Origin of the sequence: Pseudoduganella sp. R-34, from assembly GCF_049904655.1 — a bacterium.
GTDB lineage: Bacteria > Pseudomonadota > Gammaproteobacteria > Burkholderiales > Burkholderiaceae_D > Rugamonas.
In genome coordinates this window covers 702960-728435 of the sequence record NZ_CP184572.1, presented here as the reverse complement: position 1 = coordinate 728435, position 25476 = coordinate 702960, and the positions used below count along the sequence as shown (strand labels likewise).

Genomic DNA, 25476 nt, shown 5'->3' with positions numbered 1-25476 from the left:
GCCAGCCGGCGCCATTTTGCTCAATTTGACTATGACTACTTCAATTCCGACCCCCGAACAGCCGCGCGTGGCCCTGGTGACCGGCGCCGGCCGCCGCCTGGGACGCGAAATCGCGCTGGGACTGGCGCGCGCCGGCTGGGACATCGCCGTCCACTACCGCAACTCGCACGACGAAGCGCGCGAAGTGGCGCAGGCCGTCGCCGCCCTCGGCTGCCGCGCCATTACGCTGCAATGCGACCTGTCCGACGAAGAAGCCGTGCGCGGGCTGCTGCCCGCCGCATTGAAGGCGCTGGAACGGGTGGACTGCGTGGTCAACAACGCGTCCCTGTTCGATTACGACAGCGACCTGAATTTCAGCCACGCCCGGCTTGACGCGCACATGCACGCCAACGTGGCGGCGCCGATCCAGCTGGCGCGCGCCCTGTACGATGCGACGCCGGAAGGCGGCCAGGCCGTGGTTGTGAACCTGCTGGACCAGAAGCTTTATAATCTCAACCCTGATTTCCTGTCCTACACCCTGTCCAAGGCGGCGCTGCAGGCGGCCAACACCATGCTGGCCCAGTCGCTGGCGCCGAAGGTCCGGGTGGTGGGCGTGGCGCCGGGCATCACCATGGTATCCGGAGACCAGAGCGAGGAAGGCTTCGCCAAGGCGCACACCCAGACGCCGCTGGGCCGTTCCAGCACTCCCGAGGACATTGCCGCCGCCGTGGTCTATGCGGCAGGCGCGCGTGCGGTGACCGGCACTACCCTGCTGGTCGATGGCGGCCAGCATTTGCTGCCGTCGCCGCGCGATGTAATGTTCCTGGCCAAATAAAGAATTTTCACTTTTAAGGTTTTAGCACCATGCTGTCCGCCCTGATTCACCCGCAACTGCAAGACTGCCGCCGGCTGTTCCTGCGCAACTATGAAGTGCTGATCAATATCGGCGTGCACGATTTCGAGAAGAAAGGCGAGCAGCGCGTACTGATCAACGTTGACCTGTATATCCCGCTGGCCGTGTCCACGCCAAAGGCCGACGAACTGCACGAAGTGGTCGACTACGACTTCATGCGCGAGACCATTGCGCGCCGCATGGCCGAGGGCCACGTGCACCTGCAGGAAACCCTGGTGGACGACGTGGTGCAGGCCATGCTGGCGCATCCAAGCGTGCGCGCCGCCCGTGTGTCGACCATGAAGCCTGACGTCTATCCTGACTGCGAAGGCGTGGGCGTTGAAGTATTCAAGATCAAGGACGCAGCATGAACGCCGTAGTGGACACCAAGGCCGAAGACAAGATCGCCTACGAAAACAACAAGCTGCACAAGCGCCTGTGCCGCCTGGTCGGCCAGGCCATCGGCGACTTCAACATGATCGAAGACGGCGACAAGGTGATGGTGTGCCTGTCGGGCGGCAAGGACTCCTACGCGCTGCTGGACATCCTGATGACGCTGCGCGAACGCGCGCCGATCAACTTCGAGATCGTGGCCGTCAACCTGGACCAGAAGCAGCCGAACTTCCCGGCCGACGTGCTGCCGGCCTATCTGGAAAAGCTGGGCGTGCCCTTCCACATCGAGAACCAGGACACCTACTCGATCGTCAAGCGCCTGATCCCCGAAGGCAAAACCACCTGCTCCCTGTGCTCGCGCCTGCGCCGCGGCATCCTGTACCGCGTGGCCGATGAACTGGGCTGCAACAAGATCGCCCTGGGTCACCACCGCGATGACATCCTCGAGACCTTCTTCCTGAACATGTTCTTCGGTGGGAAAATCAAGGGCATGCCGGCCAAGCTGGTGTCGGACGACGGCAAGCACATGGTGATCCGCCCGCTGGCTTATGTGAAGGAAGAAGACACCGAGCGCTACGCCGCGGTGAAGAACTTCCCGATCATCCCTTGCGACCTGTGCGGCTCGCAGGAGAACCTGCAGCGCAAGCAGATCAAGGCCATGCTGCGCGACTGGGAAAAGAAACATCCCGGCCGCGTGGAGAACACCTTCTCCGCCCTGTCGACCGTGGTGCCATCGCACCTGATGGACCGCGAGCTGTTCGGCTTCAAGGACCTCAAGACCGACGGCATCGCCAACCCGCTGGGCGATATCGCTTTCGACGAGGAGCCTTGCTCCACGCCGGCAACCGTGCCCGGCGTGATTCCACTGCAGGCTGGCTAACGCTGCTGGCGAAGGGCGCGCCGCCTGCGCGCCATTTCCAGCACGTCGCGCAGATTCATCCGCAGATAGTCCAGGTTTCCTTCCTGATTGGCTCACAACGCTGCCGTCGATACCTATGACGGCATTTATGCCTGCGGCCTGTTGCGCTTCGACGCGCTGGATTTCGGCGAAGTAGCCGCCGTTTCAGCACGCGAGAAGGAATACGGCGCGTCGCCGGGAGCCGTGCCGCGCTGCTGGTTCGGCTGCGCCGACATCTCCACATCGAAAATGGCGCCGCGCAGCAATTCGTCATGGCCCAGCCAGTTGCGCTGCAGCGCGCTGCCATTCAGCTTTGCGGCGCGGATATAGCGCGTGGCGGCGCCATTGGCCGGTGCGTTGATGCGAATCTGCTTGCCGTTCTCCAGGTGCACGGTGGCGTGCTGGAACAGCGGTGCGCCCACCACGTATTGGCCGACCGCCGGCGTCACAGGATAGAAGCCCAGGGCGGAGAACACATACCAGGCCGAAGTCTGGCCGTTGTCTTCGTCGCCGCAGTAGCCATCCGGCGTTGGCTTGTACATGCGGTTCAGCGTTTCGCGGATCCAGTACTGCGACTTCCAAGGTGCGCCGGCATAGTTGTACAGGTAAAGCATGTGCTGGATCGGCTGGTTGCCGTGCGCGTACTGGCCCATGTTCGCCACCTGCATCTCGCGGATCTCGTGGATCACGGAGCCGTAATAGCTTTCGTCAAACACGGGCGGCATGCTCATCACGGTATCCAGCCTGTTGATGAAGGCCGCGCGGCCGCCCATCAGGTTCACCAGGCCGTCAATGTCGTGGAAGACCGACCAGGTGTAGTGCCAGCTATTTCCTTCGGTGAAGGCATCGCCCCACTTGACCGGGTTGAACGGCGCCTGGAAACTGCCATCCTTGTTACGGCCGCGCATCAGGCCCGTTTCAGGGTCGAACAGCTTCTTGTAGTTCATGGCGCGCTGCGCGTAGACGCCGATCTCCGACTCCGGCTTGCCCAGTGCCTTGCCCAGCTGGTAGATCGCGAAGTCGTCGTAGGCATATTCCAGCGTGCGTGCGGCGTTCTCGTTGATCTTCACGTCGTATGGCACGTAGCCAAGCTCGTTGTAGTACTTCACGCCGGCGCGGCCAACTGCGCTGACCGGCCCTTCATTGTCGGCGCCGTGCTTGAGCGCTTGCCAAAGAGTTTCGATGTCCGGGCTGCGGCTCCCCTTGATCCAGGCATCGGCCACCACCGAGGCGGAGTTGTTGCCGACCATGATGTCGGCGTAGCCGGGACTAGACCACTCGGGCAGCCAGCCGCCTTCACGGTAGGCGTTGGCCAGGCCGGCTTGCATTTCGCGGTTGATCGACGGGTAGACAAGGTTCAGGAAGGGGTACAGGGCGCGGAAGGTGTCCCAGAAGCCGGTGCCGGCAAACAGGTAGCCGGGCAAGACCTTGCCGTTGTAAGGGCTCCAGTGCACCGGCTGGCCGGCGGCATCGATTTCATACATCTTGTTCGGGAACTGCACCATCCGGTACAGGCTCGAATAGAACGTGCGCATCTGGTCGATGCTGCCGCCCTCCACTTCCACCTTGGACAGTACGCGGTTCCATGCCGCCTTGGCGCGTGCGCGCGTAGCGTCGAAATCGTCGTTGGCCAGTTCGCGCTGCAGGTTCAATTCGGCCTGTTCGGGACTGATGAAAGACGAAGCGACCTTCATGTGCACTTGCTCGCCGCGACCGGTCTTGAAGCCCACAATGGCGCCGCTGTGCTGGCTTTCCATTTCGAGCGCGCCTTGCACCAGCTCCTTACCGCGCCACACATCGGTGGAGCTGAACGGCTTGTCGAACACCATCACGAAATACAGGCGGAAACTGGATGGCAGCGGGCCGCGCGCGTAACGGGTGCTGTAGCCAACAATCTTGCGCTGCCCAGGGACGATCTTGACGTAGGAGCCTTTGTCGAAGGCGTCCACCACCACAAAGCTCTTGTCCGATTCAGGAAAAGTGAAGCGGAACTGGGCAGCGCGTTCGGTTGGCGTGAGTTCTGCGGTGACGTTGGCATCCGCCAGGTAGACGCTGTAATAATACGGCTTGGAAACCTCCGCCTTGTGCGAAAATGCGCTGGCGCGGTCGTCTTCCATGAAGCGTTTGCTGCCTGTCACCGGCATCACCGAAAACTGGCCATAGTCGTTCATCCATGGCGAAGGCTGGTGCGTCTGTTTCAGCCCGCGCAGTTTGTCGGCATCGTACTGGTAGGTCCAGCCATTGCCCATCTTGCCGGTTTGCGGCGTCCACAGGTTCATGCCCCACGGGACTGCGATGGCGGGATAAGTGTTCCCGTTCGACATTTCCGGTTTGCTGGCAGTGCCCATCAGCGGGTTCACCCACTCGACCGGATCGCTGATCTTGCCCACGAATTGTGCGGCTGCCAGCGGCGCGGTGGCCGCCAGCACAAGCGCCAGCCCGGCGCGGAAGATGGTGTTCCTCATTGTTGATATCCCGTTTGGCTATATGGACGGGCGCCGGCTTCGCGGCCCCATTCCTTGTTCGGTCCGGCCTGCATGCGAAATACCAGCTCGCCGCCGGTCATGATGTCTTCATGCCGCAGGAAAGTGCGCGCCAAGGGCTTGCCGTTCAGCGTGACACTGCCGACATAGGGATTGGCCACCGACATCTGCTCCGCGCGGATGGCAAAGCGTTTCCCGTTCGGCAGGTTCAGTGTGGCCTTGTCGACGAAGGGGCGGCCAATCACATACTCGTTGCTGCCCGGCGCCACAGGGTAGAAACCCAATGCGGTAAAGGCGAGCCAGGCGGACATCTGTCCCAGGTCGTCGTTGCCCGCCAGGCCATCGGGCTTGTTATGGTATTGGCTGGCGACGATCTGCGCCAGGCGCGCCTGGGTCTTCCACGGCGCGCCAGCGTAGTTGTACAGGTAGGCCACATGGTGCGATGGTTCGTTGCCGTGGGCGTAATGGCCTATCAGGCCGGAGATGTCTTCCATGTGCGCGTAGACCTTGTCATCGATCTTGGCGTCGAACACCTGGTCGATCTTCGTCTGCAGGCCGGCGTCGCCACCCAGCATGCCGACCAGGCCCGCGTTATCGTGAGGCATATACCAGGAGTACTGCCAGGCGCTGCCCTCCGTGTAATCGCTGCCGAAGTTGGACTGCACCGGGTTGAAGGGCTCGCGGAATTCCCCGGTGGATTTGCGGGCGCGGACAAAGCCGGTTTTGGTGTCGAACACATTGCGGTAGTTCTGCGCGCGCCGGTAGAAGCGCGCGGCCACATCCTTCTTGCCCATCTTCTCGGCCATGCGGGCGATGGTCCAGTCGTCGAAGGCATATTCCACGGTCTTGGAGGCGGCTTCAGGTTCCAGGTCGATTGGCACATAGCCCAGCTTCTTGTAGTGTTCAAGGCCGCCGTACGGGCCATAGTCGGCGCTGGCAACCATCGCGGCCAGCGCTTCGTCGGCATTGATGCCCTTGATGCCCTTCATGTAGGCGTCGGCAATCACCGGCACCGCGTGGTAGCCGATCATGCACCAGGTTTCCAGGCCGTGGAAAGCCCATACCGGCAGGATGCCGTGCGGGCTATGCTGGCGCGATGCGACAAGCGAATTCACGAAGTCGGCATTGCGCTGTTCCGGCTGCACCAGCGTGAGAAGCGGATGCAGGGCGCGGTAGGTGTCCCACAGCGAAAAGGTCGAATGGTAGCGGAAGCCTTTGGCCTGGTGCACCTGGTTGTCCGGGCCGCGATACCTGCCGTCGCGGTCCATGAACAGGCTTGGCGCCAGCATGGCGTGGTACAAGCTTGTATAGACCATGCTCCGCATGTCGGCCGGCGCTTCGATGGCAACGGCGGACAGCGCCTCGCTCCAGGCTGTGCTTGCGCGCTGGCGTTCGGCATCGAAATCCCAGCCCGGCATTTCTTCCAGGTTGGCCAGCGCGCCATCTTCGCTGACGCCGGACAGCGCGACCTTGACCATCAGCGTGCCATCTTCCGGCATGCCGAACTCAAGGGCGGCCACCAGTGCCTTGCCTTCCACCTGTACTTTGTCGGCCGGAGTCTTGCCGGGACCGGCGAAGCCCTTGTATTCAACGCCCTCCTCGCGGTTGAGCAGGGTGTGGCTTGAGACCGGGCGCGAGAGCTTCATGGCGAAGTAGACCTGGCGTCCGGGCGCCCAGCCGCGCGTAATGCGCATGCCGGTGATGGTGGTGCTGTCGCGCAGGCGCAGCGATGACCACAAGTTCTTGCCGGCGTAATCGTAAATGCTCTGGCGCAGGTCCAGGATCAGCTTTGCCTGTGCGCCCTTGGCGTAGCGGTAGCGGTGCAGGCCGACGCGCTCGCTGGCGGTCAGTTCGACATCGACCTCGTGATCCTGCAGGCGCACCGCGTAATAGCCCGGTTCCGCGCGCTCATCTTCGTGGCGGAAGCGGGAACGGTAGCCGCTGAACGGCCGTTCGGGATAGCCCGGTTCAAGCTTGGTTTCGCCGCTGTAGGGCATCAGCAGGATGTCGCCCAGGTCGGAGTGGCCGCTGCCCGAGAAATGCGTATGGGAGAAGCCGAGGATGGAGTTGTCTTCGTAGCGGTAGCCCGCCGCCCATGGATAGCTTTGGCGGAAATGACGCACCTGGGTATCCGGGCTCAGTTGCACCATGCCGAACGGGCGGCTGGCGCCGGGGAAGGTGTGGCCGTCGCCGCCCGTGCCGATAAACACGTTGACGGCGGCCGCCGGACTGCCCGTGGGCGCCGCTTGGGCGGCGGCGGCCAACAGTGTTGCAGTAAACAGCGCCACGAAAGGTCGGATACCCATGGTGTCTCCTTTTATGATGCTCCTTTTATACCTTTACCCGATCTTTCCTCGCAATCGAAAGTGACAGAAACGGCGAAGTTTCAGAAAGTTTAGTAAACAAGTCCCGTGCGGTACACCGGATACAGGTTGTAGCGCTCATCCCAGGTGGCGTGGCGGCGGGCGAAGAAATCCAGTCGGGCGCGCGGGTTCTTGGCGAATGCCGCATCGCTTTCCAGCCTGGCCTTGAAGGCGGCTGCCAGTGCCGGATCGGCTGCCAGCATTTCACGGGCAGCCTCCTCGGCCACGTATTCCTCCATGTACTCCTTGCGCTCCAGGTAGTTGTTGAAGAAGCCCCAGGCGGCCAACGAATCTGCGCCTGCCGGTTCCAGCATCGTCATCACCAGCCGCGATTTCGGCTGGGCGATCGGCACGAACAGGGCGCCCCTGCCCACCTCGCGCTGTTCCATCTTCCAGGCGCCTTTCCAGCTTGCGAGCTGGTGGCCTTCGAAGGAGCTTGCTGTCAGCTTGGCTTCATCGGCGCGGAAGGCTTCCACTGAGACCTTGCCCGGCGCCTGCTCCAGGCGCTTGTAGCTGATGCCATGCACTTTCAGCTTGGGTTCAATCAGTGCAGCTTGCGCAGCAGGGACCAGGTAGCCGCCGGCCGGCGCCTTGGCCATTACATCCGGCACCACTTCGTCGCGCAGCGGCACGGTCCATTTCTGCGGCCGGGATTCATCATATTTCGTCCAGACGCCACCCGAGACGTCCGACGGCGTGCGGGTGTACTCGTAGCCCGGGAAGTCGATCATCTCGGTACGCTCGGTGGTCTTGTAGCTGAGGGGCATGTCGGCCAGCCTGGCGGCGCGCACATCGGCTTCCGCTGCAGCCTTGGCCCAGGCCGCGCCATGCTGCGCGAATTGCTCCATCAGCGAGACAATCGTGTTGCGGGTGACCATCACGCGGTGCGGGTAATCGCGCCACGAGTGCGTTTCCACCAGCATGGCGAAGCGGTTACGCAGCGGGAAATAGCCGGTCGAGAAGCGCGGCGTGGCCATGCTGTCGACGAAACCGGAATCCGGCTGATCGGTCTTGTCGAAGGAAATGTAGAAGTGGCGCGGGTCGGAGCCCTGCTTGCGCAGGTCGGCCATGACGTTGTCGCGCAGCTCCTTGCCCAGCGGGAGCAGCGCCGTATCGCCGCCGTGCACCGGTTCGACCTGGATCGAGACGTCGGGCTGGAACTTGGCGCCGTCGGTCACGTGCAGGTCGATGTAGGCCAGCGGGTCCCATTCGTTGACCAGCTTGAGCATGGCCTGCATTTCCGGCGCATCGGCCTTCACGTAATCGCGATTGAGGTTGTAGTTCTGCGCGGTGACGCGCCAGCCCATTTCAACCGGGCCGCGCTGGTTGGGGCGGTTGTTCTTGCCGAAGCGTTCATGGCCATCGACGTTGAAGACGGGGATGAACAGCACGACCTGTTTGTCCAGCGCACCGGCGGCGGTCTTGCCGTCCAGTGCCTCACGCAGGGCCAGGAAGCCGGCATCCTTGCCGTCGATCTCGCCGGCGTGGATGCCGCCTTGCACCAGCAACACCGGCAGCTTGCGCTGCCTGGCCGCAGCGGCGGTCAGCGCGCCGGTACGGGAAACGGCCAGCGCCAGCATCGGCCGGCCTTCCGGCGTTTCGCCGAAGGAGAAGCAGCGCACCGCTTTCGGGTAGGCCTTCTGGTAGTCCGCGCACAGTCGCTGCACTTCGTCGTAGCGGCCCGTGGCCTGGTAGCCGGAGCGTTCGGCGACCGTCGAGAGGTCCGGCGCGGCATGCGCCAGCGGGAAGGCGGCAAACAGGAAAAGCAGTACGGCGTTACGAATCATCTCAATGCTCCGGCGGTTGGGTTGGAAACGCCGGAGCATTATAGTGCGCTTCAGTTGCGCAGGTATGGGCGCTCGGGAGCGAACAGCGCCAGGCGCGCAGTCTTGCGCCAGCGGGCAGGCGCGCCGTCGCCTGCCGCCACCACGCCCGCCGCATAGGCCAGCGCACGCGCTTCCATCGGCATTGCGCCCAGCGCCATTTCCGCTTCCTGGTATTTGCCGGCCCCGGAAGCCTCGATGAAGCGGCGCATGCGCAGCGCATATTCCCCCATCGGCTTCGCCTGGGCCCAGTATGGTTCGGTATCGCGGCCATGGCGCAGCGCCAGTGCCGCTCCTACCAGCAAGGTCACCTGGTCGATACCGTTTGTCATCGGTTCCTCCAGCGCAGCCTGCACCTGGGCGGCAGTGGCGCCATCGGACGCCCCAACCAGCCGGCGCATGCGCGCCGCGCGCCCCGGATCGCCCTTGACCGCGTCCAGCGCCTTGGCCAGCTCGCCGCGCGCGAGGGCGCCGTAAGGATCATTCGCATCGCGCTCGGCCTGCGCCATGGCAGCGACGCGCGAACCTTGGGGCAAGGCGCGGTTCCCGGCCTGGCCATCCAACAGGCGCTGCAAACGTTCCAGTTGCATTTCCAGATCGGCATTCTCGTACGGCAGCTTGCCCTGCACCTTGCGCAGCGGCTCCAGTGCTTCCTCCCAGGCGCCTTGATCCAGCAGGGTGCGCACGTGCAGGTAGGCCAGCCAGGCGTTGCCCGGGAAGCGTGCCCGCGCCGCCGCGATTTCCTCCTTGCTGGCGGACTGCCCGCAACGCAGCGCCAGGTAGAGCCGGTCGCCGTCATCCGGGCGTGCCTTGGCACGCTCGCGCGCGGCCGCACAAATCTCCGGCGACTCGTTGGCAACGCCCTGTTCTGCGCGCCGCAGCTGGACGTTTTCCGGGTCTTCCTTCAGGCGCTGTACCAGCACGTCGCCCGCGCCGTCCTCGTGCGCCATCGTCAGCCAGGCGCGGGTCGATGGAGCCTTGATGTTGTCCCAGCGTGCGTGGGCCAATACCATGGCCTTGCGCTGCGCATCGTCCTTCACGAGCTGCGACAGCGACTCCGGCTCCATGCCCGACGCCGCGGCAAGCACCTTGCGCCATTTCTTGCTCTTGCTGCTGACCGATTCCGGCGGTTCTTCGAACAGCACGTCGGCGTCGGTATCGAACCAGCGCGGTGCGCCAAGCACGGTGTTCTCGTCATTGCCGGGTCCGCCGTAATGAACAACGCCAGTTGCCATCACAGTGCCGCCGGCGACGTTGTACACCGACTGGTCCGCGCCATCGCGCGCGGGGAAGCTTTCCAGCAGCCGGCCATCCGGCAGGCGGGCTTCGACCGCATGCCCCTCTTCAGGGCTGGCATCGATCGTGATGTGCTGGCCCGGTTCGACCAGCTTCGAATTGCCATCGATCGTGACGCGTACCGCCGTGCCCAGGCCGTTGTACACCATGACGGTCGAAGTGCCGAGCGCCATGCCCATGCCCAGCACGCTGACCACGACGCCGCCCGCAACGGCCAGCCGCGCGCCGCCGGCAAGCCAGCCGTCGGCACGCTGGAACCGCGACCACCAGTCCAGCGAGGTTTGCAGTTTGCGCTCGCTTCCTGCCAGCAGCACGCTGTAGGTCTTGGGGACCTGGCACGCTTGCGGTGCCGCTTCGATCGGCGCGCCGCTGCGCACATGGCTGGCAAGCAGCGTTTCACTGACCAGCATTTGCTCCAGCACCGCGGAGCGCAAGGCGCCCAGCCAGTTGCTCGTATGGGACGTCCAGTTGGCGACAACCTGCAGCCAGTCGTTGATGTTGTCGCGCGAGACAGGCGGCAGCGTGAATTTCTGCAATGCGTCTTGCCAGCTCTCCTTTATGTCCAGCCGTTCCATCAACTGTGGGTCGAGCTGCACAGCGCCGTTGCCGCGATAGATTTCGTCCAGCACCACGTACAGGCCGCAGCAATCGGCGATCAGGCGCTGGATATTGCTCTCGCTCTGGCGCGCCACGGCCGTCACCACGGCGCGGGTGTTCAGCACCAGGCCCCAGGCATCGCGCACGTTGGCGGCGCCATGTTCAGCGTAGTGCAGCACGTCGAGCAGGCTGTCCAGGTAGGCGGGCCAGCCTTCGCCCAGCTTGACCGCCGCCGCATAGTGCCAGGCCCGTACTGTTGCATCATGGCGGCGCAGCTTTTCTTCCAGTTGGGCGATGCGTTCTTCGGTGCGTTGCAGCGCTGCCGGCAGCTGGTTCACCCGGTACTCCTCGCCGCCCAGCTGGACGCGATTGCCCTGTACCTGGGCGTGGCCATTGATCACGGCCGACAATTGCGCGCGCTCCTCCTGCAACTGGCGCAGCTGGCGCACGTCCTCCTTGAGCGAGACCGGATACAGCGCGCTGGCTTCGGCAGCCGGTTGGGCATTACGCGCAGCGCGCAGCTCTGCTGCCTGTGCCGCGTGGCGCGTCAGGGAACGGCCGAAATACACGCCGCAATAGCGGCTCTGGAAATGCTCGCGCCGATATTCCTTTGCCAGGCGTTTCAGGCTTTCTTCCAGCTCGACCGGCTCGGCCTTGCCTTCCTGTCCTTCCAGCAGGTGCGTCGTCATGCGCTGGCGCAGACCCGCGGGATCGTCGAAGAGCGACCAGGCGCTGGACTGGTCGATCGTGGCGGCCAGGTAGCGCCGTTTGGCATTCTCTTCGCGTTCGTGGTTTTGCGGGTGGGTTTGCCACATGCGCGGAGGCTGGCCCAGTTCGGCCTTGAAGACGCGGTGTTGTTCCGGCTGACTTGCCGGCAGCGGCGGCACCTTGCCGTAGTATGGATCGTCCAGGATGCCGGCCATGCGCGCCGTAACATGGTTTTGCACGGCAAAGGCGTCAATGGTGGCGCGGCCCGACCCATATTCACCGAACACGAATCCAACGGTACGCTCCCAGGCGTCGTCCGCCGCGCCCAGTCGGTGCAATGCGTGGACCAAGGCGTCGCTGCCTGTCAGCGACACCGCCACCAGGTCGGCCTGCATTTCCATTTCGCGCGACAGGGCCCTTTGCATCAATACCACCAGGCGGAAGGCTTGCTCCACCAGCGAACGCAGCGACCAGACGATGACCTGAACCACCCAGGCCACCAGGCGCAGGCGAATATCCAGGCGGCCGATGCCTTCGATGACGTCGTCCAGCTTGTCGCGGCGCGCCACCATTTCCTGCACCACTTGCTGCGCCACGTAGGCCCAGCGGCCCACCGCCATCGAACGTTGTGCGAAGTGGCCGAATTCGTGCGCCAGCACCGCACGCAACTCGCCCAGAGGCATGGCGTTCACCAGCGGCAGGCCAATTTCCAGGTTTTTCTTCGAGGGGAAAATCAGGTTGAGCAACGACAGGTCATAGAACACCGCGGCGTTCACGCGATTGGACAGGAAGACGCGGTGCGGGCGCGGCGCGCCGGCCGCATCGGCCAGCTCCATCAGGTAATTGAACAGGCGCGGTTGCTCTTCGCGCTTGATCTCCACCATGCCGGGCGACATCGAGTGACGCACGGCGAAGATGGCCTTCAACATGACGATTGCCAGCAGCACGGCGACGATGGCGGCGCACCAGTTGGCGAAGCCATTTCCGCTATGCTGGCTGGCGTGCACCAGGCGCCAGGCGCTGAACAGGAACCAGCCTGCCAGGCCAAAATACAGCAGCACAAAAACCAGCAGGCCGGCAACGGCCAGGCGCGCGCTGCGCTGGTAGGCGGCGGTGGGACGGGTCAGCTCGGCCAGTACGGCCGACTGCGATGGGGTGGCGGTGTCGATGATGTACTCCATAGAATTATTGCATCCAACGATTCTATGGAGTAACTATTTGATTGTAAATATTCTAATCAATATTTACAACAGATTAAGAGCCAAAATGGTAGTTCAGCTCAAGCCAGAGCTGGCGCCCCGCCGGGCTGTAATTGCCGACCGGGTAATACGGCCAGCCGCCGCTGTCGTCATGCTTGATCCGGTTGAACAGGTTGTTCACGGCCAGCGACACGGTAATGCGCTTGTCCAGCTTGACCACCGAGCTGGCGTTGACCAGGGTAGTCGGCGTCAGCCAGGCATCGCCGGCGCTGTTGGGCACCTTGCCGTAGCGCTGCAGGAACAGCGTGTTAGACCAGTCGCCGGCGTTCCAGGTCAGGCTGGCATTCAGCTTGTCGCGCCAGTCGTAGTTGCCCAGGTCATCCTTGTCGTTGTTCAGCGGGTCATCGGCGAACTGACGCGACTCCTGCTTCAGGGTCTTCGAATAATTCACCCTGGTGATGAAATTGCCGTAAGCCGCGGTGCGCAGGACGTAGCGGGCCGACAGGTCGATGCCGCTGACTTTAGTCGATGCCGCGTTGATCGGGTTGACCAGGATTTGCCTGATCTCGCCCGGCCTGTTCAGCGCATTGTCGGCATAGCGTACGATGCGGCGGATCGCGTCGGCGCAAGTGGGCGAAGCCAGATCGCCCTTGATGCGGCAATTGGCTTCGTCGCGCAGCAGCTTGTCGGCGCTCAGGTTGGTCACCAGGTCGTCGATACGGATCTTCCAATAGTCCAGCGTGACGTCGAAGTCGGCGCTTGGCGACCACACGGCGCCCAAGCCGGCGGAACGGCCTGTTTCCGAGCGCAGGTCCTTGCTGCCGGTCTGCACATAATCGGCACCCGGCGAGTAGTTCGCAAAGTCGCAGTCCGCCACTGGCTGGCCGGCTTTGGCGCAGCGGTAGTAGTCGGTGGTGGACGAATAGTAGCCGGTGCCGCGCGCTTTGTAGATGTAGTTCATGTCCGGCGCACGGAAGCTGGTGGCGACATTCCCGCGCAGCAGGATCTGCGAAGCCGGGCGCCATTCCAGGCCGCCGTTGTAGGTGAACTTGCCGTCGCCGCGGCCAGCGAAGGAGTAATGGTCGTAGCGGCCCGCCAGGGTGCCGTCCAGCGTCTTCACCAGCGGAATGCTGGCCTCGGCGCCGATGGCGTAGCGCTTGCGGGTGCCTGCAGTCACGTCGGACGGTGCCAGCGTGTTGAAGTAGCCCAGGTTGATGCGCGGATCGGGAGTGTTGGAGAAGCCCTGCTTGCCCAACTCAGCCACCGTAGCCACCTTGACCGGGCCGGCCGGCAGCGTGAAGGCTTCGCCGTTGGCGCTCAGGCTCAGCGTGTTGGTCCAGGACTTGTCGTCGCTGACCGATTCGCCGGTGATGGCATTGAATTCGCCCGGTGTCAGGCGGGTAGCCAGGCGCGCCGGGTCAGGTGCGAAGATGGCGACGCCGCTGGCATTCACACCCAGTTGCGGGCCGAGGAAGAAGCTGTCGATATTGGCCAGCGCGCGCTGGGTGTGATTCTGGCTCTTGTACTGCGAGGCGGTGTAGCCTGCTTCGTAATTCCAGGTGGTGCTCGGGACCTGGCCGCGCAAGCCGAGCGACAGCGAGGCTGCCTGGTCGTCCCAGCGGCGGTTGTAGCGTCCGACGCCGCCCATTTCTTCCGGCGAGATGTAGCGGCTCCACGCCTCGTAGCGGCTGGTGTTCTGGTTCCAGAAATAGCTGTCGGTGGCCGAGCGCGAAGTCCACGACGGGCCGCGCGTGTTGTTGCTGCTGCGGTTGTTGCCGTAAAGCGCTTCCGCAAAGAGAGTGGCGCTGTCGGACAGTTCGTAATTGGCACTGCCGAACAGGTTCTGGCTGCTGTTCTTCGTTTGCGTGGTCCAGTAGGTCGGGCCGACTTTCGGGCTGGCGCAGTAGCTGCCTGCCTTGGCCGTGTATTTCACGGTGCTGCCGCCGAACAGGTCGCCGATGTCGGAGCAGATAGTGCCCGGGTCGACGTACTTGCCGGTGCTGACGTTCTTGCGCGCCAGCACGGAGGTCGGCGCCACGCCGGTTTTGCTGGCCATGAAGTCGCGGTCTGCGCTCCACAACGGATCGCGCTCCAGAAGTTCCACGCTGAACAGGGTGTTCAATTTGTCGAAACTGTGGCCGCCGGTGAACTGCAGGCGCTTGTCGCTGCCGCCGCCGCGCGTTGTGGTGCCTGCCTTGAGGTTGAGGTCGTAGCCGTTGGCCTGCTTCTTCAGGATGATGTTGACCACGCCCGCAATCGCATCCGAACCGTAGACGGCCGACGCGCCGCCGCTCAGGATCTCGATGCGCTCCACCACGCTCGACGGAATATTGGCCAGGTTAGTGAAGTTGACAGTGCCTTCGTAAGCAATCGGGAAGTCGGCCATGCGGCGGCCATTGAGCAGCACCAGCGTATGGTTCGGGCCGAGGCCGCGCAAGCTGATGGCGTTGGCCGATGGCGTGAAGGTATTGCCGTAGTCGGCGCCTTGCACGAAGCCGCTGTTCTGCGATTGGTTGGTCAGCGCGTCGAAGACGTTTTTGAAGCCTTGCCTGGTGATGTCGTCGCCGGTGATGACGGTGACGGCCGATGGGCCTTCCAGGCTGGCGCGGGGGATGCGCGAGCCGGTAATGACGACAGCGGCAGGGGAAGCTTCCTGCGCCTGCGCAACGCCGGCCAGCAAAACGAAAGCGCCCGCTGCCAACGGTTTCAATTTGAATTTTGTCTGCATTGAAGTGGTCCTCTTGTGAAGAGCGGCCACCTTAACAATCCGAAGTTCTTAAATGAACGAATGATTTTGCAGATGCTTATGAAAAAAGCCGGGGACTTGCCCCGGCTTCTCAGGATCAGGCTGCGTGGGTTGCGACGGCCGGTTTGTTGAAATCTGCCAGCAGCGATGCTTCCTTCTGCTTGGCCGCCTTCAGGTGGCGCTCCTTGACATGGCCGTAGCCGCGGATGTCCTCGGGGATGCGCGCGATGGCCACTGCGGTTGCCAGGTTATCGGCATTCAACTTGCCCAGCAGGCCTTCCACCGTCTTGCGGTATTCGCCGATCAGTGCGCGTTCCATCTTGCGCTCCGCGGTGTAGCCGAAGACGTCGAGGGCGGAGCCGCGCAGGCCCTTTAACTTGGCCAGGATGCCGAAGGCTTTCAGCATCCACGGACCGAACTCCTGCTTGACCAGGTGGCCTTCCTTGTCCTTCTTCGCAAACAGCGGCGGCGCCAGGTGGAACTTCACCTTGTAGTCGCCTTCGAACATATTGGCGATCTTTTCACGGAAGGCAGGGTCGCTGTGCAGGCGCGCCACTTCGTACTCGTCCTTGTAGGCCATCAGCTTGTAGAAGTAGCGGGCCACGGCTTCGGTCAGCTTCTTCGAGCCCAGCGCGCCTTCCGCAGCCTGTACCTGCGCCACGAAGTCGCTGTATTGCTTGGCGTACGCGGCGTCCTGATAGGCGGTCAGCAGTTCCACGCGCTTGGCGATGATCTCTTCCAGCGTCTGGGTGCGCTTGAATTCGATCACGGTTGCCGGGGTGGCCAGTCTGGTCACGGCGGCAGTGTCGTGCGCGCAGTAGCGGCCCCAGTTGAAGGCTGCCTTGTTGAACGGCACCGATACGCCATTCAATTCGATCGCCTTCATCAGCGCAGCTTCCGACAGCGGGACATGGCCTTTCTGGAAGGAGTAGCCCAGCATGAACATATTGGTGGCGATCGAGTCGCCCATCAGCGCAGTCGCGATCTTGCCGGCGTCGACGAAGTCCACGTTGGCTTCGCCGCAGGCACGCTTGATCTCTGCCTGCGAAGAAGTGCCCGGGAACTGCCAGTCAGGGTTCTTCACGAAAGCTGCGGTGGTAGCGCCGGTCGAGTTGATGGCGGCGTAAGTGCGGCCTTCGCCCATGCGCGACAGAGCGTCTTTCGACGCGGTCACGATCTGGTCGCAGCCGATCACCAGGTTGGCGCTGCCGGTACCGACACGGGTCGAATGCAGGTCGGCCTGCTTGTCGGCCAGGCGCACGTGCGACATCACAGGGCCGCCCTTCTGCGCCAGGCCGGACATGTCCAGCACGATAGCGCCCTTGCCTTCAACGTGTGCCGCCACGGCCAGGATCTGGCCGACGGTCACCACGCCGGTGCCGCCGATGCCGGTGATCAGGATACCGTACGGGTTGGCGGTCGAAGGCAGTACAGGCGATGGCAGGGCCGGTACTTCGCCGCCGCCCGCGGCCGCAGCTTTCTTCGGCTTTTTCAGGCCGCCGCCTTCCACCGTCACGAAGGACGGGCAGAAGCCGTTCACGCAGGAGAAGTCCTTGTTGCAGCTGGACTGGTTGATCTGGCGCTTGCGGCCCAGTTCAGTTTCCAGCGGCTCCACGGACAGGCAGTTGGACTGCACGGAGCAGTCGCCGCAGCCTTCGCAGACGGCTTCGTTGATCACGGCGCGCTTGGCCGGGTCCGGGTATTCGCCTTTCTTGCGGCGGCGGCGCTTCTCGGAGGCGCAGGTCTGGTCGTAGATCATGGCCGACACGCCCGGCTTGTCGCGCAGTTCCTTCTGCACGTCCATCAGCTCGGAGCGGTGGCGCACGGTGACGCCCGGCGCCCAGTTGTAGTCGTCCGGGTATTTCTCGGGATCGTCGGTGACGACGATGATCGGGGTCACGCCTTCGGCCGCGATCTGGCGCGAGATCATGCCAGGGTCCAGCGGGCCGTCGACGTTCTGGCCGCCGGTCATTGCCACGGCGTCGTTGTACAGGATCTTGTAGGTGATGTTCACCTTCGCCGCCACGGCAGCGCGGATCGCCAGGATGCCCGAGTGGAAGTAGGTGCCGTCGCCCAGGTTGGTGAAGACGTGCTTCTCATTGGTGAACGGCGCCTGGCCGACCCAGGTCACGCCTTCCGCGCCCATATGGGTGAAGGTGGACGTTTCGCGGTCCATCCACAGCACCATGTAGTGGCAGCCGATACCCGCCATGGCGCGCGAACCTTCCGGCACCTTGGTCGAGGAATTGTGCGGGCAGCCGGAGCAGAAGTAGGGAATGCGGTCGGTTTCCGGATTGGCCTTGGCCGGCAGGTTCTTCAGCGCGGCTTCCTTGGCTTCCAGGAAGGCGATACGCTCTTTCACACGGGCCGCAACCGGATGGTCCTTGCAATAGTGTTCGATGCGGGAAGCGATGGCGCGTGCGATCTGGGCCGGGTTCAGCTCATAGGTCGCAGGCAGCAGCCAGTCGCCGTGGCCGGTCTTGCCCTTGTTGCTCCACTCGCCGGTGTCGTCGAACTTGCCGACCACGCGCGGGCGCTCGCCGTCCGGCAGGTTGTACAGCTCTTCCTTGAGCGCGTATTCCAGGATCTGGCGCTTTTCTTCGACGACAAGGATCTCATCCAGGCCCTTGGCAAATTCGTGCACGCCGTCCGCTTCCAGCGGCCAGGTCATGCCGATCTTGTACAGGCGGATGCCGATGTCGGCAGCGGCCTGCTCGTCGATGCCCAGGTCGGCCAGCGCCTGGCGGGTATCGAGGTAGGACTTGCCGGCGGTGATGATGCCGATCTTCGGCTTGGGCGCATCCCAGATGATCTTGTTCAGCTTATTGGCGCGGCAGTAGGCCAGCGCGGCGTACCACTTATAGCTGTTCATGCGGACTTCCATGTCCAGCACGGTGTCCGGCCAGCGGATATTCAGGCCGCCCGGCGGCAGCTCGAAGTCTTCCGGCATCTTGATCTGCACGCGGTCCGGGTCGAAGTCGACCACGGCGCCCGACTCGATGATGTCGGTCACGCACTTCATCGATACCCACAGGCCGGTGTAGCGGCTCATGGCCCAGGCGTGCAGGCCGTAGTCGATGTATTCCTGCACCGACGACGGATACAGCACAGGAATGCCGCAGGCGTTCAGGATGTGGTCCGACTGGTGGGCGGTGGAGGACGATTTTGCAGCGTGGTCGTCGCCGGCCAGCACCAGCACGCCGCCGTGCTTGGAAGAGCCGGCGTTGTTGGCGTGCTTGAACACGTCGCCGCAGCGGTCGACGCCCGGTCCCTTGCCGTACCACATGGAGAACACGCCGTCGTACTTGGCGTCTTCGAACAGGTTGGTCTGCTGAGTGCCCCAGACGGCAGTCGCCGCCAGGTCTTCGTTCATGCCGGGGTGGAACTTGACGTGGTGCGCGTCGAGGTGCTTCTTGGCCTTCATCGCGGTCTGGTCGACCGAGGTGACCGGCGAACCGCGGTAGCCGGTGATGTAGCCGGCGGTGTTCAGGCCGGCTTTCAGGTCGCGTTCACGTTGCAGCATCGGCAGGCGGATCAGGGCTTGCGTGCCGGTCATGAAGGCGCGGCCGCGCTCCAGGGTCCACTTGTCGTCGAGGGTGATGTCGTGCGCAGGCGATAGCTCGCCGCTCTTGACGGGTGCGTTCATCAGGTGTGTCTCCAAAAACTTCTTCAAGTTGTGAGCGGCGCCCCGTTCTTGTTTGCGGGGCTGCCGGAATTCTTAAACCGGTAAGCCGTCCGGGTCGCCGTCCGGTCAGACCCACTGGGTCTGACACCTATACGCGGCGGCCGCTGGCCGGGTGTCTGACCCTGCGGGTCTGACACCGGGGTACCGGTTTCAAGCGGCGGTCTTGTTAGGATCGTCCAGCACGCCACGTCGAATCTGATCCAGCTCAATCGATTCAAACAGCGCGCGGAAGTTGCCTTCGCCAAAGCCTTGGTCGCCCTTGCGCTGGATAATCTCGAAGAAGATCGGTCCAATCACGTTCTGGGTGAAGATCTGCAGCAGCAGTTCGCGTTCGTTTTCGTTCGAATGGCCGTCGATCAGGATGCGCAGGCGGCGCAATTCTTCCACGTTCTCGCCGTGGTTAGGCAGGCGGCGGTTGACCAGCTCATAGTAGGTCTCGATCGTGTCCTGGAACACGATGCCCTGGTCGCGCAGGCCCTGCACCGAGTCGTAAATGCCGTCGGTACCCAGCGCGATGTGCTGGATGCCTTCGCCGTGGTACTCGTTCAGGTACTCGGCAATCTGCGACTTGTCGTCCGACGATTCGTTGATCGGGATGCGGATCTTGCCGCATGGCGAAGTCATGGCCTTCGACTTCAGGCCGGTCAGCTTGCCTTCGATGTCGAAGTAGCGCACTTCGCGGAAGTTGAACAGGCGCTCGTAGAAGTCAGCCCATTCCTTCATGCGGCCACGGTGCACATTGTGGGTCAGGTGGTCGATATAGGTCAGACCATTGCCGACCGGGTTGGCTTCGGCACCCGGAATGGCCACGAAGTCCGCGTCGTAGATCGAGATGTCGCCGATGGCGCCGGACGGCTTGCCATCAGCCGAATTCTTGCCGCGCCAGCGGTCCACCAGGTACAGCAGGGAGTCGCCCACGCCCTTGATGGCGGGGATGTTCAGCTCCATCGGGCCGGTTTTGTTGTCAAAACCCCACGCGCCGAGTTCCAGCGCGCGCTTGTACGCGAAGGCTGCATCGTCCACGCGGATCGCGATGGCGCACACGGACGGGCCGTGCTGGCGGGCGAAGCGCTGGGCGAAGGAATCCTGCTCGGCGTTGATGATGAAGTTGATGTCGCCCTGGCGGTACAGGGTCACGTCCTTGTGGCGGTGACGGGCGATCGCGGTGAAGCCCATGTTTTCGAACAGCTTGCCCAGGGCTTTGGGATCGGGTGCCGCGAACTCGACGAACTCGAAGCCGTCGGTGCGCATGGGGTTTTCCCAGGGGGTGAATTTCATGGTGCGTCTCCCTATTAGAATTGCGCACAGTATAGTCCCCTGCATGCGACATTTAATTGCAAACATTTCCCAACATTGGACGGATTGAGCAATAATATTGCGAGAACATCGACTGAATGAGGAATTTATGACCAAGATTGCGCTGGATAAAACGGATCGCAAGATATTGTCCATCTTGCAAACGGACGGCCGGCTGTCCAACCAGGATGTCGCGGAGCAGGTCAACCTCTCCCCTTCCCCCTGCCTGCGTCGCATCAAGCGCCTGGAAGAGGAAGGCGTGATCCGCCAGTACGTGGCGCTGCTGGACCCGGACAAGATCGGCCTTGGCCTGCTCGCCTACGTCAATGTACGCCTGGAGAAGCACAGCGACGCCGCCGCCCACAGCAACGCACGCGCCCTGGGCGTGAACCCGACCGGCACTTCGCCGCGCGCCGACTTCGCTGTGGCGGTCGAACAGTGGCCGGAAGTGGTGGCCTGCTACGCCATGACCGGCGAGATGGATTACCTGCTGCGCGTGCACGTGGAAGACATGGACCACTTCTCGCGCTTCATGATGGCGACGCTGCTGCGCCACCCGGCAGTGCTGGATGTGAAATCGTCCTTCGCCCTGCAGCGCATCAAGGACACCACGGCACTGCCGCTGGTCTAAAGCCATGACAAAAGCTGAGCCTGCAGCCTCGCCCCAGTTCCCGCTTTTCGAAGTGGAATCCGGTACAACTGACGCTGCAAGCAAAGTCAGGTTTAGTGACTATATCGTCTATGTCGATGAAAGCGGCGATCATGGCATGGCGAGCGTAGATCCCATTTACCCTGTTTTCGTACTGTCATTTTGTGTCTTTCACAAACGGTACTATAGCGAGACGGTTGTCCCTGCTCTAGAGAAGTTTAAGTTCAATTACTTCGGTCACGACCTGGTCGTATTGCATGAGCATGAAATACGAAAGGAAACCGGTGTCTTCAACTTCTTTCGCAGTAGGGGACACCAGCAGCAATTTATTGCGGATCTGACCGGGATTATCGACACTAGCAATTTCATACTCATAAGCTGTGTGATCGATAAACTGCGTTTGCAGACAACCGATAGCTTGCCACCAAATCCGTACCATCTCGCCTTAGGCTTCTGTATTGAGACGTTGTATCAGCTGCTCTTGGAAAAAAACAGGACGGCGCAACGACGCATATTTTGGTCGAGTGTCGAGGCAAGAAAGAGGACAACGATTTGGAATTGGAGTTTCGACGAATTTGCGCAGGTGCGAATCGACTCGCAACTGCGTTACCGTTCGAGATCCTGTTCGCCGATAAGAAAGTCAATTCTGCCGGATTACAACTAGCCGACCTCGTAGCCCGACCAATAGGTCTGAGTGTCGTACGGCCTGGACAGGAAACTCGCGCTTTTGAAGTCTTGAAGAAAAAGTTCTTCTGTAGCGGTGGTAGAACAAACGCTGGGTCAGGATATGAAGATTGGGGACGCAAGATTTTTCCGCCCCCAGAAAGCGAAAAGCCCCGGTGAACCCACCGAGGCATAGACGCCGACCGGGAACCCCCAGTCCATTTAACTGCATTCTAGCATGTATTAGTCGATCTATTGCAAGTGCTACGACGGGCTGGCTGAGGTGCGGCGCGGTGCGCGACGCATGATATAAATAGGTCGCCCTGCAAAAACCCAATCTGGAACAGGAGACACGCCATGCAAGGAGACATCGTCTCGACCGTACTGCTGCCCGCCGCACTCGCCTTCATCATGTTCTCCCTTGGCCTGGGCCTGACGCCGGCCGATTTCAGGCGCATCGTCACGCAGCCACGCGCGCTGCTGGTGGGCGTGCTGTGTCATTTCGTGCTGCTGCCGCTGGTCTGCTTCGGCATGCTGCAGTTGGCTGGTATCGGCGGCGCCTTCGCGATCGGCTTCATGATCCTGGCTGCCTGCCCGACCGGGACCACGTCCAACCTGCTGACTTACATCGCGCGCGGCGACGTGGCGCTGGCACTCAGCTTCACCGCCGTGGCCAGCGTGCTGACCATTTTCACGCTGCCGCTCATTGTGTCCTTCACGTTGGAATACTTCGCAGGCAGCGGGCAGCGGGTGGAGGCCCCGGTTGGCGCCATGATGAAGCAGATGGTTGTGATGCTCGGCCTCCCGGTTGCCATCGGCATGCTCCTGCGCCACCTGAAGCCGGCCATGGGCCAGCGCATCGAGGGCGCCTGTACCAGGATTGCGTCGGTGCTGTTCATCCTGATCGTGGCCGCTGCCGTGGCAAAGAACTGGGCAATGTTGCGCGATAATTTCCATACCCTGGCGCCGTTTGCGGTCGCGCTCAACGTCGCCATGCTGGCCTGCGGCTTCGGTGCGGCATGGCTGGCTCGCCTGTCGCGCCAGCAATCCGTGACGCTCGGTATCGAAACCGCGATCCAGAACGGCACGCTGGCGATGGTGATCGGCAGCAGCGTCCTGAAGCAGGATGCTTATGCCATGCCGGGCGCCTTGTACGGTGTGCTGATGTACGCCAGCGGCCTGCTGTTCGCTTACGGCATGCGTGCCGCCGTCAATCGTGTTCGTGCTGGCGGACCAGCGACTGTTCCAGGCGCTGGTAGTCAGCCGTAGAACGCACTTTCGCGATGGCGTTCCAGAGCGACTCAAAGCGCTTGGGGTCCTTGTCATAGGCTTTGCGGCCCACCATCAGGTGGAAATCGAAATTAGCGAAAGGCTGTTTTGCCAGCACCACGCGGCCATGGTAGCGCGGGTCTTCTTTCAGCAGGTTTTCCGCATCGCGCCCCATCAGCACGGCGACGTCGGCACTGCCGGCAGCCAGCAGCCGCAAGCCCTCCTCCGCGGTCTTGGGCGTGTCAATCACGGTCTGGCCGCTCGCCTGCAGCATGTCCACGATGTAGTAGCCGCGCTGCGCCACCACCAGTTTGCGCGGATTTACCAGGGTCTTGCCATCCCAGCTTGCGCCGCTGTCGACGCGCAGGTACACATCGACGTGGTCACGATACATGGCGCGCTCGGGGTCCTGCGAGCCGTCGGCCTTGGTCGGCGGCCGGCTGTAGGCGCGCCGGCGCGGGTTGTCGGAAGGGCCGACCATGGCGTCGATCACGCCGGTACGAGTCTCTTCTTCACAGCGTTTCCACGGGCGGGGAACGAAGTTGACATGGTCGCCGGTGATCTTGGCTGCGCGTTTCAGCAACTCGATATTCAGGCCCGTGCCATCCGGCATGGTCCACGGCGCCTGCGGGATATCTTCGTAGCAGAAGGTCAGCGGCGCGCCCGCCGCCTGCGCCAGCGGTGCGGCCATGGTTACGGCTAAAGCAATGCTGCGCAGGGCGAACGGCATGAAGCCTCCTCTACTTTTCGTCCGATTTTACTCCTGGGATCTTGTCGAGCAGTTTGCTGGCGGCACGGACGTTGGCTTTCAGGGCGTAGTCGAGCGACGCGAGCTGTTCTTCCATCGCTTCCTGCAGCACGCTGGCCGGGTCGGCCGGACCGAGCTTGAGATAGGCGTCCGCTTCGCCATAGTCGCGGTGGATTTCCATGCCGGCCTTCTTGGCGATGTGGATCATCGTGGCGTTGGAGGACAGGCAGTGCATGTACAGGGTGTCGACGTCGTTGTTGCGGCAGGCCATGTTGGCGCGCTCGAACAGCTTGGAGCCGATGCCAAGGCCGCGCGCTGACTTGGAGACTGATACGCCGAATTCCGCCACCTGGTCCTTCTCGGTGGCCTTGTGCTTGTCTTCGTCGCGATCGTTGAAGGCCAGGTGACCGACCGCCACCAGCTTGAAGACGCGGTTGTAGACGCCGAACACCAGGTCGCGATCGAAGTCGATGCTGTTGACGTAGCGCGTGACCTGCTCGTCGTTGATGGGGGAGCCGAAGCGCAGCAGGCGGTCGCGGTGCTCCAGCGCGAGGAAGTGCTTGAGCATGCGGCGCCGGTCGCGCTCGCGCAGTTCCTTGACCGGCACGGTCGGCCGGTCCGTGCCGCCGAACAGGCCGCGCAAGGGATTGCGGAAGAAGTTAAGGCTGGTCATCGTTGCGCCCCTCCGCGCCGATCGCTGCATGTACCGCTTGCACGCGCGCCGCGCGCACCAGCTCGGGAATCTGTTGCGGCGCCGCCGCCGAGCGCTGGGCGATCTCGCCGGCGTTGACTGCGCGCGCTGCATCGAGCGCCCTGGCCAGCAGCCCGCGCTGCGGCGACGGCGAAGTCCCGCCCGCATTCGCGCATTCGGCTGCAAGCACCATCTGCATGAAGCGCGCCGGCTTGCGGAAGCCGTCGCAGCGTTCGAACAGGCTGACCAGTGCTGCGGCGTCCAGCGCCTGCGCCTGGCCCACGCTCGCGCGGTCGCGCGCGGTCATCACCGCCAGGTCGCGGCATTCGGTCGGCACTTTCAGGCGCTTGCTGGCCTGCTCGACCTGCGCCACCTCGAGCGCAAGCGTCAGCGCAGCAAAACGCACCGGCAGCTCATGGCCTTGCGCTGCGGCGCGATCGATCACAGGCGCCACAGCGTGGCCGTCATCGACTTCCGGAAGGATGTGCGACAGGGCTCCGCATTCGCGCAGCACCTGCAGCATGCGCGAAGGCTTCTGCTCCATCAGGCCGCGCGCGATCTCCTGCCACACGCGCTCGGGCACCAGTGCATCGACCTCGCCCTCTTCCACCATGCGTTTCATCAGCGCGTTGGTTTCGGGCGCCACGCGGAAGCCGGGATAGCGCGCGGCAAAGCGCGCCACGCGCAGGATGCGCACGGGGTCCTCGGCGAAGGCGTCCGACACGTGGCGGAAAATGCGGTCCCTGATGTCCCGCTGGCCGTGGTAGGGATCGACCAGCACGCCATCGTCGCCGCGTGCAATGGCGTTGATGGTCAGGTCGCGACGCACCAGGTCTTCTTCCAGCGTCACGTCGCTGGAAGTGTGGAAAACGAAGCCCTTGTAGCCGGGCGCCGTTTTGCGCTCGGTGCGCGCCAGCGCATATTCCTCCTGCGTTTCGGGGTGCAGGAATACCGGGAAATCCTTGCCTACGGGACGGAAGCCGGCCTTCACCATGTCTTCCGGAGTAGCGCCAACCACCACGTGGTCATGGTCCTTGACAGGCAAGCCAAGCAATTCATCGCGCACCGCGCCGCCGACCACGTAACTCTTCATCGCCA

15 protein-coding genes and 1 pseudogene are annotated in these 25476 nt (G+C 62.9%); 6 read left to right on the top strand and 10 right to left on the bottom strand.

Annotated features, from left to right (window positions below):
• Nucleotides 1–31: 31 nt before the first annotated feature.
• From ACN9MW_RS03440 to ttcA, 3 genes are read left to right on the top strand one after another with little or no spacing between them, the layout of a single operon-like run.
• A complete protein-coding gene (locus tag ACN9MW_RS03440) occupies nt 32–814 on the top strand; it encodes an SDR family oxidoreductase (RefSeq protein ID WP_426167596.1) in 783 nt (260 codons plus the stop codon).
• A 29-nt stretch (nt 815–843) separates the two neighbouring features.
• Nucleotides 844–1242, top strand: a complete 399-nt coding sequence (locus ACN9MW_RS03435; RefSeq protein ID WP_057265902.1) for a dihydroneopterin aldolase — start codon at nt 844–846, stop codon at nt 1240–1242.
• Nucleotides 1239–2144 (top strand): tRNA 2-thiocytidine(32) synthetase TtcA, encoded by a 906-nt coding sequence (gene ttcA / locus ACN9MW_RS03430; RefSeq protein ID WP_426167594.1) that lies wholly within the window; start codon nt 1239–1241, stop codon nt 2142–2144. Before ACN9MW_RS03435 ends, ttcA begins: the two co-directional genes overlap by 4 nt.
• Nucleotides 2145–2269: 125 nt before the next feature.
• Here the strand turns inward: ttcA and ACN9MW_RS03425 are convergent, their stop codons facing one another.
• From ACN9MW_RS03425 to hppD, 7 genes are all read right to left on the bottom strand, one after another.
• Nucleotides 2270–4627 (bottom strand): GH92 family glycosyl hydrolase, encoded by a 2358-nt coding sequence (locus tag ACN9MW_RS03425; RefSeq protein WP_426167592.1) that lies wholly within the window; start codon nt 4625–4627, stop codon nt 2270–2272.
• Nucleotides 4624–6951, bottom strand: a complete 2328-nt coding sequence (locus tag ACN9MW_RS03420) for a GH92 family glycosyl hydrolase (RefSeq protein WP_426167590.1) — start codon at nt 6949–6951, stop codon at nt 4624–4626. The genes ACN9MW_RS03425 and ACN9MW_RS03420 overlap by 4 nt, the downstream gene beginning before the upstream one ends.
• An 89-nt stretch (nt 6952–7040) precedes the next feature.
• Nucleotides 7041–8795 carry a M14 family metallopeptidase gene (locus tag ACN9MW_RS03415; RefSeq protein ID WP_426167588.1) on the bottom strand — a complete coding sequence of 585 codons (1755 nt, stop codon included), beginning with the start codon at nt 8793–8795 and terminating at the stop codon, nt 7041–7043.
• A gap of 50 nt (nt 8796–8845) precedes the next feature.
• Nucleotides 8846–12613: a M48 family metallopeptidase gene (locus tag ACN9MW_RS03410; protein ID WP_426167586.1), complete on the bottom strand. Its 3768-nt coding sequence runs from the start codon at nt 12611–12613 to the stop codon at nt 8846–8848.
• Between the two features lie 73 nt (nt 12614–12686).
• Nucleotides 12687–15359 (bottom strand): TonB-dependent receptor plug domain-containing protein, encoded by a 2673-nt coding sequence (locus tag ACN9MW_RS03405; RefSeq protein WP_426167584.1) that lies wholly within the window; start codon nt 15357–15359, stop codon nt 12687–12689.
• Between the two features lie 115 nt (nt 15360–15474).
• The gene (locus ACN9MW_RS03400; RefSeq protein ID WP_426167582.1) at nt 15475–19023 is read right to left on the bottom strand and encodes an indolepyruvate ferredoxin oxidoreductase family protein; all 3549 of its coding nucleotides are present in this window, start codon (nt 19021–19023) and stop codon (nt 15475–15477) included.
• 189 nt (nt 19024–19212) lie between these two features.
• Nucleotides 19213–20340 (bottom strand): 4-hydroxyphenylpyruvate dioxygenase, encoded by a 1128-nt coding sequence (gene hppD / locus ACN9MW_RS03395; protein WP_426167580.1) that lies wholly within the window; start codon nt 20338–20340, stop codon nt 19213–19215.
• Between the two features lie 127 nt (nt 20341–20467).
• Here hppD and ACN9MW_RS03390 point away from each other — a divergent pair, with 127 nt between their 5' ends.
• The 3 genes and pseudogenes from ACN9MW_RS03390 to ACN9MW_RS03380 all read left to right on the top strand — a co-directional run bounded on the left by ACN9MW_RS03390 (nt 20468) and on the right by ACN9MW_RS03380 (nt 22939).
• Nucleotides 20468–20989, top strand: a complete 522-nt coding sequence (locus tag ACN9MW_RS03390; protein ID WP_028103119.1) for an Lrp/AsnC family transcriptional regulator — start codon at nt 20468–20470, stop codon at nt 20987–20989.
• Nucleotides 20990–20993: 4 nt separating this feature from the next.
• Nucleotides 20994–21850: pseudogene (locus tag ACN9MW_RS03385) on the top strand (DUF3800 domain-containing protein).
• 177 nt (nt 21851–22027) lie between these two features.
• Nucleotides 22028–22939: a bile acid:sodium symporter family protein gene (locus ACN9MW_RS03380; RefSeq protein ID WP_426167577.1), complete on the top strand. Its 912-nt coding sequence runs from the start codon at nt 22028–22030 to the stop codon at nt 22937–22939.
• On the opposite strand, the gene ACN9MW_RS03375 is transcribed toward ACN9MW_RS03380, so the two are convergent.
• The 3 genes from ACN9MW_RS03375 to ACN9MW_RS03365 are packed head-to-tail and all read right to left on the bottom strand — an operon-like array spanning nt 22881 to nt 25471.
• Nucleotides 22881–23669, bottom strand: coding sequence for a substrate-binding periplasmic protein (locus ACN9MW_RS03375; RefSeq protein ID WP_426167575.1), 789 nt, complete (start codon nt 23667–23669; stop codon nt 22881–22883). The genes ACN9MW_RS03380 and ACN9MW_RS03375 overlap by 59 nt on opposite strands.
• Nucleotides 23670–23679: 10 nt before the next feature.
• Complete coding sequence (locus tag ACN9MW_RS03370; RefSeq protein ID WP_426167573.1) at nt 23680–24360, bottom strand: GNAT family N-acetyltransferase; 681 nt, start codon at nt 24358–24360, stop codon at nt 23680–23682.
• On the bottom strand, nt 24347–25471 hold the full coding sequence (locus ACN9MW_RS03365; protein ID WP_426172109.1) for a multifunctional CCA tRNA nucleotidyl transferase/2'3'-cyclic phosphodiesterase/2'nucleotidase/phosphatase: 1125 nt from the start codon (nt 25469–25471) through the stop codon (nt 24347–24349). The genes ACN9MW_RS03370 and ACN9MW_RS03365 overlap by 14 nt, the downstream gene beginning before the upstream one ends.
• Nucleotides 25472–25476 lie beyond the last annotated feature (5 nt).

Excerpts from the sequence above, each read along its gene's own strand:
- ACN9MW_RS03440 (WP_426167596.1), top strand. The coding sequence starts at position 32 with ATGACTACTTCAATTCCGACCCCCGAACAGCCGCGCGTGGCCCTGGTG.
- ACN9MW_RS03435 (WP_057265902.1), top strand. The coding sequence starts at position 844 with ATGCTGTCCGCCCTGATTCACCCGCAACTGCAAGACTGCCGCCGGCTG.
- ttcA (WP_426167594.1), top strand. The coding sequence starts at position 1,239 with ATGAACGCCGTAGTGGACACCAAGGCCGAAGACAAGATCGCCTACGAA.
- ACN9MW_RS03425 (WP_426167592.1), bottom strand. The coding sequence starts at position 4,627 with ATGAGGAACACCATCTTCCGCGCCGGGCTGGCGCTTGTGCTGGCGGCC.
- ACN9MW_RS03420 (WP_426167590.1), bottom strand. The coding sequence starts at position 6,951 with ATGGGTATCCGACCTTTCGTGGCGCTGTTTACTGCAACACTGTTGGCC.
- ACN9MW_RS03415 (WP_426167588.1), bottom strand. The coding sequence starts at position 8,795 with ATGATTCGTAACGCCGTACTGCTTTTCCTGTTTGCCGCCTTCCCGCTG.
- ACN9MW_RS03410 (WP_426167586.1), bottom strand. The coding sequence starts at position 12,613 with ATGGAGTACATCATCGACACCGCCACCCCATCGCAGTCGGCCGTACTG.
- ACN9MW_RS03405 (WP_426167584.1), bottom strand. The coding sequence starts at position 15,359 with ATGCAGACAAAATTCAAATTGAAACCGTTGGCAGCGGGCGCTTTCGTT.
- ACN9MW_RS03400 (WP_426167582.1), bottom strand. The coding sequence starts at position 19,023 with ATGAACGCACCCGTCAAGAGCGGCGAGCTATCGCCTGCGCACGACATC.
- hppD (WP_426167580.1), bottom strand. The coding sequence starts at position 20,340 with ATGAAATTCACCCCCTGGGAAAACCCCATGCGCACCGACGGCTTCGAG.
- ACN9MW_RS03390 (WP_028103119.1), top strand. The coding sequence starts at position 20,468 with ATGACCAAGATTGCGCTGGATAAAACGGATCGCAAGATATTGTCCATC.
- ACN9MW_RS03380 (WP_426167577.1), top strand. The coding sequence starts at position 22,028 with ATGCAAGGAGACATCGTCTCGACCGTACTGCTGCCCGCCGCACTCGCC.
- ACN9MW_RS03375 (WP_426167575.1), bottom strand. The coding sequence starts at position 23,669 with ATGCCGTTCGCCCTGCGCAGCATTGCTTTAGCCGTAACCATGGCCGCA.
- ACN9MW_RS03370 (WP_426167573.1), bottom strand. The coding sequence starts at position 24,360 with ATGACCAGCCTTAACTTCTTCCGCAATCCCTTGCGCGGCCTGTTCGGC.
- ACN9MW_RS03365 (WP_426172109.1), bottom strand. The coding sequence starts at position 25,471 with ATGAAGAGTTACGTGGTCGGCGGCGCGGTGCGCGATGAATTGCTTGGC.